This window comes from Leptolyngbya sp. Cla-17 (genome assembly GCF_016807185.1).
Taxonomy (GTDB): domain Bacteria; phylum Cyanobacteriota; class Cyanobacteriia; order Leptolyngbyales; family Leptolyngbyaceae; genus ULC077BIN1.
Genome location: NZ_JAEVYN010000002.1, coordinates 1,299,232 through 1,310,460 on the forward strand (window position 1 = coordinate 1,299,232; position 11,229 = coordinate 1,310,460).

Here is an 11,229-nt window from a genome sequence, read left to right on the forward strand (position 1 = left end):
GTATTTAAAGGAGCTTAATCTGTGTTAGAAGCTAAATTGGCAATGAAAACTCAACCTGGTCATCAAACAGTAGTTCACCTATCTGAGCAGGTGGCAATCGGTGGCGATCTCCTCGTGGTGATTGGTGGACCTTGTTCGGTTGAGGGGGTGGATCAAATGGAGCAGGTCGCCCGTTCGCTTTCAGCGATCGCCGTGACAGCGTTACGGGGTGGCGTATACAAACCGCGTACCTCGCCCTACAGCTTTCAGGGAATGGGCATCGATGGGTTGCGAATCTTGGCAAGCCTGCGAGAACAGTATGGAATGCCTGTGGTCACTGAAGTGATGGCGATCGCCCAAATTGAACCTGCCTGCGCCTACGCCGATATGTTGCAGATTGGTAGTCGCAATATGCAAAATTTTGAATTACTCAAGGCTGTGGGACAAGCAGACAAACCCGTCCTGCTGAAGCGGGGCTTGGCGGCAACGGTGGAAGAGTTTGTCATGGCAGCGGAGTACATTCTGGCGCATGGTAACCCCAATGTGGTGCTGTGTGAACGAGGCATCCGTAGTTTCGACACCTTCACCCGAAATGTGTTGGATTTGGGCGCAGTGATTGGCTTGAAACAACTGACCCATTTGCCTGTGATTGTTGATCCTAGCCATGCAGCGGGTAAGCGGGAGTTGGTGCCCAATCTGGCAAAGGCCGCGATCGCAGCGGGCGCTGATGGACTAATAATTGAGTGTCATCCGGTGCCCGAACAGTCTGTGTCTGATGCTCGCCAAGCCCTGTCTTTGGAGGCAATGGCAGAGTTGATGATCAGTCTGGAACCGATCGCGGCTTCGGTAGGACGCTCGCTCGGCGATTCGGGCAACGTTAGCGAGGCTTTCCACAGAACTCCCGGCGGCGATCGCACGGTGATTCCTATGGCAATGTCAGTCTAAATGACCCTAGGTTAAACGTATCCTTAAGAACCAGATCTGCCCGGCAAGGCTACAATTTCAGTAGAATTCCTACCTTTAGAGGCACATATCTCATGGAGGTCATCCCTTCATTAATTGTTATTGCCGCCTTAGCGATCGTTGGCTACATCATTGGCTCGATCAAAATCATCAACCAGGGCTATGAGGGCATTGTAGAGCGCCTAGGACGCTATCAGCGCACCTTAAAGCCGGGACTGAATTTTGTAGTGCCTTTTTTAGACACTGTGTTGGTGGACAGCACCCGTGAACAGCTTCTAGATATTGAGCCTCAATCCGTCATCACCAAAGATCAAGTGACGATTATTGTGGATGCCATTTTGTCCTGGAAGATTTTGAATGTAGAGAAAGCCAATTACACCGTCGAAAACGTTGAAGAATCGTTGAAGAGTTTGGTGCTAACCACGCTCCGTTCTGAGATTGGGCACATGGATTTGCGAGAAATGATTTCTTCACGCAATAAGATTGGTCAAGTGCTGCTGAAAGAGCTAGATCAGGCGACCGCGACGTGGGGCGTGAAGGTAATTCGGGTAGAGGTCGAAAAAATCAAACTACCATCCACTTTAGAAAAATCTCTAGAAAATGAGCAGGCAGCAGAAAGTGAACGTCGTGCTGCTATTTCTAAAGCAGATGGAACGGTCGATTCGATTCGACGCATTGCCAAAGCTCTAAAGGAAGATAAGGACCAGACATCCGAAATCTTGAAATACCTGCTTGCTCAGCAGTATGTGGAAGCAAATTATGAGCTAGGCAAAAGTAACAACTCCAAAATTATTTTCATGCATCCGAAAGAGCTAAGTGAAGCCGTCGGTGGATTGATTGAAATGGAAGTAGCTGAAAATATTCAAAATATGGGTGCCGATGGGGAGGTTTAAGATTCAGTAAAAAGTGTTGCCAGCAAATTTACTAACGCGATCGCCAAATGGCATCAGCAACCCGGCAAACATCCTGCATTTCGCGGACATCATGAACTCGCAGAATATCTGTACCCTGAGCGATCGCGGCACAACATGCCGCCGCAGTTCCCCAAACCCGCTGCTTAGGATCGGGCTGCTCTAAAATATAACCAATAAAACTTTTCCGAGAAACCCCGACCAGCAATGGACAATTGAGGGATTGAAATGCTGCTAGGTGCCGCAAGATTTCAATATTTTGAGTGTAGGTTTTAGCAAAGCCAATCCCTGGATCGATCGCAATCAAGTCTCGCTGAACTCCGATAGCAACGGCGGCCTCAATTCGCGCCTGTAAAAATGCCACCAGTTCCCCAATCACATCCTGGTAATCAGTCAACTGCTGCATGGTTTGGGGCGTACCACGAATGTGCATCAAAATAATCGGCACGCCCAGTTTTGCCACCGTTGGCAGCATGGCAGAGTCGTAAGTTGCTCCAGAAATATCATTGATCACATCCGCACCCGCCGCGATCGCCGCTGCTGCCACTGCTGCTCGTGTGGTATCGACTGAAATTGGCAAATCCATCTCCTGGCGCACCGCCTGCACCACCGGAATCACTCGCTGGAGTTCTTCTTGCAAGGAAATTTCTGTTGCTTGGGGGCGGGTTGATTGTCCGCCAATGTCCAAAATGTCTGCCCCTGCGTCCCGCAGAGATCGCGCCTGCACCAGCGCTTTTTCTACCGTATCGAACTCTCCACCATCGCTAAAGCTATCGGGAGTGGTGTTCAAAACGCCCATGATATAGGTGCGATCGCCCCAACTGAATGAGTAGTTGCGAATTTGCCAGGGAGAGAGAACAACGGGCATGGAGTGAAACAGTAAAGGATGGGAGGCAGATAGATGACCCAAACACTCGGTAGTATGGCAGCACAGGGGTTAGGGCGATCTATTACTCAGCATTTTTGCGAAATGATAGATGATGTTAGGGTTCAAAGCGAATGGGACAGCGGATCACCGTCCCATTTCAATTACCAACTGCAATAGTGCCCTAAGCAACAAATCTTGCCCTAGATATTTTGATAATTTACAATCCGTGCAAAGCTATTGGGCTGCAAACTGGCTCCGCCTACCAGCGCTCCATCGATCTCCGGCTGTGCCATAATTTCATCCACATTATCTGGCTTGACAGAGCCACCATATTGAATGGGTACATCAGCATTTTTTAATTGGCTGCGAATCATCCCAATCACCTGGTTTGCCTCTTTTGCAGCGCAAGTATCGCCCGTCCCGATCGCCCAAATTGGCTCATAGGCAATGATCAGATTTGTCTGGTCAATATCTGTCAATCCGCCTTCTAGCTGCTCACAAATAATCGATTCTGTTTCACGCATATCTCGCTGCTGCTTCGTTTCGCCCACACATAAAATGGGGGTCAATCTAGCACTCTGAGCAGCTTTGATTCGCATATTCACCGTTTCATCGGTTTCACCAAAATACTGTCGTCGCTCACTGTGCCCCACAATCACATAGCGCACACCCATTTCGGTTAACATCGGCGCAGAAATTTCGCCTGTATAAGCTCCAACCGTTTCCCAATGCACATTCTGAGCGCCCAGGCGAATGCTGCTACCGTGCAAATTTTGAGACATCGCAAAGAGATCTGTATAAGGCACACAGAGGATGATATCCCGATCTGGGGGTGTGTCTTCCAAATGCGGCAGAAACCCTTGCAGAAACTCTGAGGCTTCCATTTGGGTTTTATACATTTTCCAATTGCCAGCAATTACTTTCTTTCGCACGGGTCGCTCAGTAAGGTAAACATAACAAGACTGCGTTTCTGAGTCTTAATTTTTTAGTCTTGTATGTTAAGTCTACGGCTTTGTGGGAACCGAGGGAAGCAGAGAATAAAGGATGGGTGGACGCAGGATGAACGGGTCGGTTAAAGATTAGTAGAAATTGCTTGCACGGGACAGGTTGGAACACATTGTTCACAAACAATGCAGCGCGATCGCGTGAAGTTGAGTTTAAAAGATATCGGATCTAAAGTGAGCGCTTCCGTGGGGCACACGCCTGTACACAGCCCACAGTGAACACACAAATCGTCATCAATCACAATCTCGCGGCTAGAGGACGAAACACCAATATCCTGCGATCGCATCCATTCGATCGCTGCCTCTAACTCATCAATATCACCCAAAAGCTCCACCACTAGTTTGCCAATCTGGTTGGGAGCTACCTGCGCTCGAATAATATTGGCTGCTACATTAAAATCTTTTGCCAGTCGGTAGGTGACTGGCATTTGCACGGAGCGTTTTGGGAAGGTGAGCGTAACGCGTTTTTTCACAAGTAGTTTTCAGTTTTCAAGAAAAAGGAATTTAGCACTGGGGAGTTGGGTTTCTATTAGCACTATTGTCATCGTGACATCTATTTTCTTGACTGGTTTTATTTTTCTGTTCCCAACTCCGCCCTTTCATATACCCGACCCCTTCATCCTTGCCCCCTGCTCGCCGACTGCATTCCCGATCGCTTCTATCGGCTGATTGTGCAACACCATTGTTGTGCTGGTGTTGGATTCAAAGCCAATCTTTTCGTAAAATGATTGCTGATGAGTGGTCATTAGGTATACCCGCTCTACCTTGCTTAGTTTGGGATGGCTAATCACGGTTTGTACCAATTTTCGTCCTAGACCCGCTCCTTGATAATCGGGATGGATAACCACATCCCAAATGGTGGCGCGGTAAATGCCATCTGAGGTGGCGCGGGCAAAACCAATCATGCGCTGCTTGTGAGAAAAGGCTTCCACGGTGGTGTCCCAAGCAGTAATGACGGGATCGCTGTTAGCAACCGCAATTTGCAGATCTTCGGGGCGGCGATCACGGGCCCAAAATGCAGCTAGGTTAAATAATGCCTGAAGCTGCTGAAAATCGACTTGAGAACGACGATCGCAAAACTGAATTTTTCGACAATCCATATTCCTATGCATTTAACGATGCTACTCAGCCTACAAGAGGTGTTTCATTAATAAATGAATCCTTTGATGCAGAAATTGTTGTCTTTTTCCAACCAGTTCGACATCTTCTTGATAAACTTAAACGCCTGATTGCATACAGGCAACGCTAGAATACAGTACGAAGTCTATTGTTAATTGCACTGCAATTGCCGTTACAGCTTTTATCCCTCCGCTCAACGCTTCCATCTAAATATTCTGACTGGCAATTCTAGCTAGCATGACCTCTCCCAAACGCAATTTTCAACTAAACCGCGATCGCACAAGGCGCACAAGCCGTCAATTTCAGCCTACTCGGCAGCGGTCTATTTGGGTATTGCTGGTGTTGTTGCTGCTATGGAGTTTGTGTTTGGGGATTGGGTTAGCACAAGCTATAGAGCCAAAATCGGCAGTCATTCCTCTTCAAGAACGGGATTCAACGGCTCAGCTTGCAGCGCCATCTGATTCTAAAAAGCCCGACTCTACAAAGCTTGACTCTGCCAAGCCTGGTGCAATAACTGCCGCGATCGGCACTGTAGATGTCATTTCAGAGCGCTACAAACTAGGACAACAGCTTTATCTAGAGAATTGCGCCACTTGTCATATTGCCTTGCCGCCTGCGGTGATGCCGTCTCAGACCTGGCGATCGCTGCTGCAAGATGCTGAGCACTACGGCGCAACTATCAAACCTTTGGGAAATCCTGAAGTTCAAATAGTCTGGCAATATCTGCGAGACTTTTCCCGTTCACTCACGGCGGAAGAACAAGTTCCCTACCGGATTTACCAGTCTTCCTACTTTAAGTTGCTGCATCCGCGAGTGAAGTTTCCCGAACGGGCAAGCCTAATTACTTGCATCTCTTGTCATCCCGGAGCCGGAACCTACGACTTCCGCAGCCTCAGCGCCGAGTGGCAGAATGCACCATAAGGATTGAGTTTGAATTTTGAGAGCCTTGACTCGTCAAAATTTTCCTGACGGAACACTAGCCTTGTCATTAAAAACTTATTAAATTTGCCACCATTCCGCCATGTTAAAAATGTTGCTGGGCGACCCGAATACGCGGAAGCTCAAAAAGTATCAGCCGATTGTGACCGAAATTGCTTTGCTTGAAGCAGAGATTCATCCCTTATCGGATCAAGATTTGAAGGGAAAAACCGTTGAGTTTAGACAGCGGATCGAAAAAGGCGAATCCCTAAACGATTTGCTGCCCGAAGCTTTTGCAGTCGTCAGAGAAGCTGCTCAACGAGTGTTGGGAATGCGCCACTTCGATGTGCAAATGTTGGGCGGTATGATTTTGCACGAAGGGCAGATCGCCGAAATGAGAACGGGGGAAGGAAAAACCCTGGTGTCTACCCTGCCTGCTTATCTGAATGCGATCGCCCAGAAAGGGGTCCATGTCGTGACGGTCAACGACTACTTGGCACGTCGCGATGCCGAATGGATGGGTCAAGTTCATCGCTTTTTGGGTCTGAGTGTGGGGTTAATTCAGCAAACCATGACCTCAGACGAGCGCAAGAGAAATTATGCCTGCGACATTACCTACAGCACGAACAGTGAATTAGGGTTTGACTATCTGCGCGACAACATGGCGACCTCAATTCAGGATGTGGTGCAGCGTCCGTTTAACTATTGCGTGATTGATGAAGTCGATTCGGTGTTAATCGATGAAGCCCGTACGCCCCTGATCATTTCAGGACAGGTCGATAACCCCAGTGAAAAATATTTGCAAGCGGCGCAGGTGGCAGCCCGACTGACCCGTCAAGTTAATGAAGACGACACCCAAGGACACTACGAAGTCGATGAGAAGCAGCGAAATGTGCTGCTGTCGGATGAAGGCTTTATTGAGGCCGAGAAGGTGCTGGGGGTAACGGATCTGTTTGATCCTAAAGATCCCTGGGCGCATTATATTTTTAATGCGATCAAAGCCAAAGAACTGTTCATCCTGGATGTGAACTACATCGTTCGCAACGATGAAGTGGTGATTGTGGATGAGTTTACGGGGCGGGTCATGCCCGGTCGCCGCTGGAGCGATGGACTCCATCAAGCGATCGAAGCTAAAGAGGGGGTAGAAATTCAACCCGAAACGCAAACTCTAGCAACGATCACCTACCAAAACTTCTTTCTGCTCTATCCCAATCTGGCAGGAATGACGGGCACCGCAAAAACCGAAGAAGCGGAACTTGGTAAAATTTACAATCTCGAAGTGACCACGATTCCAACAAATCGTTCCAACATTCGCAGAGACCAATCGGATGTAGTGTACAAGACCGAAGATGCAAAGTGGAACGCGATCGCCTTGGAATGTGCTGAGATGCATCAAGCGGGTCGTCCCGTCCTAGTCGGCACCACCAGCGTTGAAAAATCCGAGTTATTGGCTCGCTTATTGGCAGAAGTTAACACCCCTCACAATCTGCTCAATGCCAAACCTGAGAACGTGGAGCGGGAGTCGGAAATTGTCGCGCAAGCCGGACGCAAAGGCGCGGTTACCATTGCCACAAACATGGCAGGACGCGGCACCGACATCATTCTGGGTGGCAACGCCGACTACATGGCGCGGCTGAAAGTGCGCGAGTACTTTATGCCCCGGATTGTGAAACCAGAGGATGAAGACGAATTTGGAATGACTGATGTACCCGCCGCCCATGGTGCCAAGGGTGGTGGACAGGGCTTTGTTCCCGGTCTCAAAGTGAAAAGCTGGAAAGCTTCACCCCAAATTTATCCAACCAACCTTTCAAAAGATACTGAAAAGCTGCTAAAAGAAGCCGTTGATTTTGCAGTGAAGCAGTATGGAGAGCGATCGCTCTCCGAGTTAGAAGCAGAAGACAAGGTGGCTGTTGCTTCAGAAAAAGCGCCGACTGATGATCCTGTGATTCAAAAGCTGCGTCAAATTTACAATCAAATTCGCCAAGAGTACGAAGTTTTTACCACAGCAGAACACGATGGAGTCGTAAATCTAGGTGGTTTACATGTCATCGGCACAGAGCGACATGAATCTCGCCGGATTGATAACCAACTGAGAGGACGCGCCGCACGGCAGGGTGACCCTGGCTCCACCAAATTTTTCCTCAGCTTACAAGATAATCTGCTGCGAATTTTTGGCGGCGATCGGGTGGCTGGCTTGATGAATGCTTTCCGTGTTGAAGAAGATATGCCGATCGAATCTGGCATGTTGACTCGTTCCTTAGAAGGAGCACAGAAAAAAGTCGAAACCTATTACTACGACATTCGGAAGCAAGTCTTTGAGTATGACGAAGTAATGAACAACCAGCGTCGAGCGATTTATGCTGAACGTCGCCGTGTGCTGGAAGGGCAAGACTTGAAAGAACAAATGATTAAGTACGCCGAATTGACGATGAACGACATTGTCAATGCTTTCGTTAACCCGGAACTGCCCCCAGAAGAATGGGAACTGGAGAAGCTTTCCAGCAAGGTAAAAGAGTTTGTCTACTTGCTAGCAGATCTAGAACCCAAACAGCTAGCAGAGTTTAGTATCGGAGAAATTAAAGCCTTCTTGCATGAGCAAGTCCGCATTGCTTACGACATGAAAGAAGCTCAAATTGATCAAATTCAGCCCGGATTGATGCGGCAGGCAGAGCGGTTCTTTATTTTGCAGCAGATTGATACCCTGTGGCGAGAACACCTCCAGCAAATGGATGGATTGCGCGAATCGGTTGGCTTGCGGGGCTATGGGCAAAAAGATCCGCTGATTGAATACAAGAGCGAAGGGTACGAATTCTTCTTGGAGATGATGACCGATATTCGTCGCAACGTTGTGTATTCTCTGTTCCAGTTCCAGCCACAACTGCAACCGACCGCGACCGCTGCAACCGCCGCTGCTGGCGACATTATCGAATACGAGGAATAGTCAACGCTATGCCCGTTGACTACGATCTGGTTGTGATTGGCGGCACCATCGCTGGGGTGGAAGCCGCCATTTTTGCAGTCCAATTCAAAGCCCGTGTCGCGCTGGTGACTCAAGGGCTTTCTTTTTCCACGCTGCCGGATTCTTTGTTGATTCCAGCCTTAGCGAACCTTGGGCACACGGCTGAGCAGTGGCAACACTTGCAGCGATCGCCCCTATGGCAGGAAGTATCTGCCCCACCTGCATTGAATTGGCACGCTGTGAAACATTGGATACGGGCGATCGCTGCCAATTTAGACGAGCGCCATTCTCCCTCTGCTTTGGCAACTCTCGGCATCGACATCATCACCAACAGTGGCGAATTTTGCCGCAAGCCAGCCCCCGGATTTTTGGTGGATGGACGGTTGCTGAGATCGCGCTCCTATCTTCTTGCGCCAGGTCATCGTCCACTGATTCCCACAATTGCTGGTTTGCAAACCACAGGGTATCAAACTCTTGCAACCCTGCTACAGCTGCCATCCCTGCCTACTAGCCTTGCGATCGTCGGCGGAAGTATGATCGCCGTGGAACTTGCTCAAGCCCTTCAGCGGCTTGGATGTCAGACTACTCTGCTGCTAGCCACCGCCCAACTATTAACCGAGGCTGACCGGGAAGTTTCCCAATTAATCCAGGCACAGCTGGAAGCTGAAGGAGTGCAAATTTGGCTAAATGCCGACGTCACCCAAGTGAGCTGTGTAGATCGCAAGAAATTGGTTCAGTGGGGCACCCATTCTCTAGTTGCCGGTGACATTTTGCTGGCAGTGGAGCAAGTTCCTGATGTGGAAACCTGGAACCTGGAGGCAATGAACGTGCAAAGGTACAACCACGGAATTGTACGAAATTCCAAATTGCAAACTGCGCCCCACGTTTACATTTGCGAAGGACGAACGCAGCACTCCCTCTCAGCCCATCTAGGCACTTACGAAGCCAAACTTGCAGTCAAAAATGCGCTGTTTTTCTCCAACCAGCGCACCTCCTACCGAGCCATTCCGTTCAGCATCCACACTAGTCCTGCTGCCGCTTGGGTCGGTTTGACGGAACGCGAAGCCGTTGACCAGTATGGCAAGGATGTCTTGATTTTACGGCAACCGTTTTATAACCTGACCCAAGCACAAATCCAAAATGACCTGACTGGTTTTTGCAAGCTAATTGTGCAGCGGAATGGAACGCTGCTAGGTGCCCATGTGGTTGGAACCCGTGCAGAGGAGTTCATTGGCACGATCGCGATCGCCCTGCAAAAACGCCTCAAGCTTCAGGCACTTGCGGATCTTGTTGTGCCGTCTTCAAGCTTTGCCGAAATTATTCAACAGACTGCGGCTGAGTGGCAGCGACTACGGCTGAAACAACACCCATGCTGGCAAGATCTTTTGGAGGCCTCTTTTGATATCCGGCGATCGCGGGCAAGGTAGAGACACTGCATTCTCGGCATACTCCTTCCTACCAAAGTTCGAGATCATAGGTTATAGCGGTTCTCAGTCGAGTGAGGTACAGTAGCAACAATGAGTAAACCAATGACGAATATCTTTAAGCGACACTTGAGCAAACGCTTGAGTCATCGCCTCGTCTAACGCTTGTTTGGTTCGTGGAGCAATCGCGCGGAGGATTGCTTTGACTTTTGACCAAAACTGCTCAATGGGATTAAAGTCGGGTGAGTAGGAGGGTAAATAGACTAATTTTGCACCCACTGCTTCAATCGCTTGGGCAATGCCATCGACTTTGTGAGAACTAAAGTTATCCATAACGACACAGGCTCCCTTCCACAAGTTTGGCACTAACACCTGTTGGACAAAAGTTTGAAACGCCCGTCCGTCCGTTCCCCCTTCAAAGGTCAGTGCCGCAATGATGCCATCAAGGGTGAGCGCTCCAATGATGGTTTGGTTTTTTCCTCGGTTCTGTGGACGATGACTGTAAGCGCGGTGTCCTTGAAGGGCTCTGGCATAGAGCCTTGCCATTGCTAGATTTACTCCGGCTTCGTCGATGAATACTAGGTCTTTGGCTTCGACTTGAGTAATCATTTGCCAAAACTCAACCCGTGCCTGCTGCACCTGCTCCTGGTCTCGTTCAGTTGCTCGAAAGGTTTTTTTTGACGGTGAGCTTTAAGCGTTGCACCGCTCGTCCCATCGTTGAACGACTTACTCGCATTCCTACTTTCGCCTCGAATTGCTCAGATAACTGGGCAAGCGTGGCATCATTGGTAGCCTCGACTAATTCGGCAAGCACTTGATGATGCTCAAGCGTCAGTTGAGCGGGCTTACCTCCTCCATGAGGTTTTGGCTCAATGCTGCCCGTTTCTCGGTATTGTTTAAGCAGTTTGATAATGAAACTGGTTGCCACGCTAAATCGCTTGGCTAGTTGGCGTTGAGAGATGGGTTCGTCTTTGTAAACGTCAATGATTTTTTGGCGCAAGTCTGTAGAATACGCTTTCATCACTACCGATTCATTTAGGCTACTAAACATTACTAGAATCGTACCTCATTCAATAGGAAAAGG

Annotated in this window: 11 protein-coding genes; 6 read left to right on the forward strand and 5 right to left on the reverse strand. The window is 49.1% G+C overall.

From position 1 onward, the window contains the following. Positions 1-21 precede the first annotated feature (21 nt). Complete coding sequence (gene aroF / locus JOY44_RS17165; RefSeq protein ID WP_171574838.1) at positions 22-924, forward strand: 3-deoxy-7-phosphoheptulonate synthase; 903 nt, start codon at positions 22-24, stop codon at positions 922-924. Positions 925-1,016: 92 nt separating this feature from the next. Beyond that, on the forward strand, positions 1,017-1,835 hold the full coding sequence (locus JOY44_RS17170; RefSeq protein WP_171574839.1) for an SPFH domain-containing protein: 819 nt from the start codon (positions 1,017-1,019) through the stop codon (positions 1,833-1,835). Positions 1,836-1,866: 31 nt separating this feature from the next. On the opposite strand, the gene folP is transcribed toward JOY44_RS17170, so the two are convergent. Then, positions 1,867-2,721: a dihydropteroate synthase gene (gene folP, locus JOY44_RS17175; protein WP_171574840.1), complete on the reverse strand. Its 855-nt coding sequence runs from the start codon at positions 2,719-2,721 to the stop codon at positions 1,867-1,869. 33 nt (positions 2,722-2,754) lie between these two features. On the opposite strand from folP, the gene JOY44_RS17180 reads away from it, so the two are divergent. Continuing rightward, positions 2,755-2,898: a hypothetical protein gene (locus JOY44_RS17180; RefSeq protein ID WP_171574841.1), complete on the forward strand. Its 144-nt coding sequence runs from the start codon at positions 2,755-2,757 to the stop codon at positions 2,896-2,898. 23 nt (positions 2,899-2,921) lie between these two features. Here the strand turns inward: JOY44_RS17180 and tpiA are convergent, their stop codons facing one another. The 3 genes from tpiA to JOY44_RS17195 form a co-directional block, all read right to left on the reverse strand. Continuing rightward, the gene (gene tpiA, locus JOY44_RS17185) at positions 2,922-3,653 is read right to left on the reverse strand and encodes a triose-phosphate isomerase (RefSeq protein WP_171574842.1); all 732 of its coding nucleotides are present in this window, start codon (positions 3,651-3,653) and stop codon (positions 2,922-2,924) included. 140 nt (positions 3,654-3,793) lie between these two features. Next, complete coding sequence (locus JOY44_RS17190; RefSeq protein WP_171574843.1) at positions 3,794-4,198, reverse strand: NIL domain-containing protein; 405 nt, start codon at positions 4,196-4,198, stop codon at positions 3,794-3,796. 126 nt (positions 4,199-4,324) lie between these two features. Beyond that, complete coding sequence (locus JOY44_RS17195; RefSeq protein WP_171574844.1) at positions 4,325-4,825, reverse strand: GNAT family N-acetyltransferase; 501 nt, start codon at positions 4,823-4,825, stop codon at positions 4,325-4,327. A gap of 256 nt (positions 4,826-5,081) precedes the next feature. Here JOY44_RS17195 and JOY44_RS17200 point away from each other — a divergent pair, with 256 nt between their 5' ends. The 3 genes from JOY44_RS17200 to JOY44_RS17210 all read left to right on the forward strand — a co-directional run bounded on the left by JOY44_RS17200 (position 5,082) and on the right by JOY44_RS17210 (position 10,148). Beyond that, complete coding sequence (locus JOY44_RS17200; protein ID WP_171574845.1) at positions 5,082-5,765, forward strand: diheme cytochrome C; 684 nt, start codon at positions 5,082-5,084, stop codon at positions 5,763-5,765. Between the two features lie 100 nt (positions 5,766-5,865). Beyond that, a complete protein-coding gene (gene secA, locus JOY44_RS17205) occupies positions 5,866-8,703 on the forward strand; it encodes a preprotein translocase subunit SecA (protein WP_171574846.1) in 2,838 nt (945 codons plus the stop codon). 8 nt (positions 8,704-8,711) lie between these two features. Continuing rightward, positions 8,712-10,148, forward strand: coding sequence for an FAD-dependent oxidoreductase (locus JOY44_RS17210; RefSeq protein WP_171574847.1), 1,437 nt, complete (start codon positions 8,712-8,714; stop codon positions 10,146-10,148). A 63-nt stretch (positions 10,149-10,211) separates the two neighbouring features. Here the strand turns inward: JOY44_RS17210 and JOY44_RS17215 are convergent. Beyond that, a protein-coding gene (locus JOY44_RS17215) for an IS630 family transposase (protein WP_197985745.1) occupies positions 10,212-11,166 on the reverse strand; the annotation gives its coding sequence in 2 pieces (ribosomal slippage) (positions 10,212-10,833 and positions 10,832-11,166; 957 coding nt in all). Positions 11,167-11,229: the final 63 nt, after the last annotated feature.

Excerpts from the sequence above, each read along its gene's own strand:
- JOY44_RS17170 (WP_171574839.1), top strand. The coding sequence starts at position 1,017 with ATGGAGGTCATCCCTTCATTAATTGTTATTGCCGCCTTAGCGATCGTT.
- JOY44_RS17210 (WP_171574847.1), top strand. The coding sequence starts at position 8,712 with ATGCCCGTTGACTACGATCTGGTTGTGATTGGCGGCACCATCGCTGGG.
- JOY44_RS17195 (WP_171574844.1), bottom strand. The coding sequence starts at position 4,825 with ATGGATTGTCGAAAAATTCAGTTTTGCGATCGTCGTTCTCAAGTCGAT.
- secA (WP_171574846.1), top strand. The coding sequence starts at position 5,866 with ATGTTAAAAATGTTGCTGGGCGACCCGAATACGCGGAAGCTCAAAAAG.
- folP (WP_171574840.1), bottom strand. The coding sequence starts at position 2,721 with ATGCCCGTTGTTCTCTCTCCCTGGCAAATTCGCAACTACTCATTCAGT.
- JOY44_RS17200 (WP_171574845.1), top strand. The coding sequence starts at position 5,082 with ATGACCTCTCCCAAACGCAATTTTCAACTAAACCGCGATCGCACAAGG.
- JOY44_RS17180 (WP_171574841.1), top strand. The coding sequence starts at position 2,755 with ATGACCCAAACACTCGGTAGTATGGCAGCACAGGGGTTAGGGCGATCT.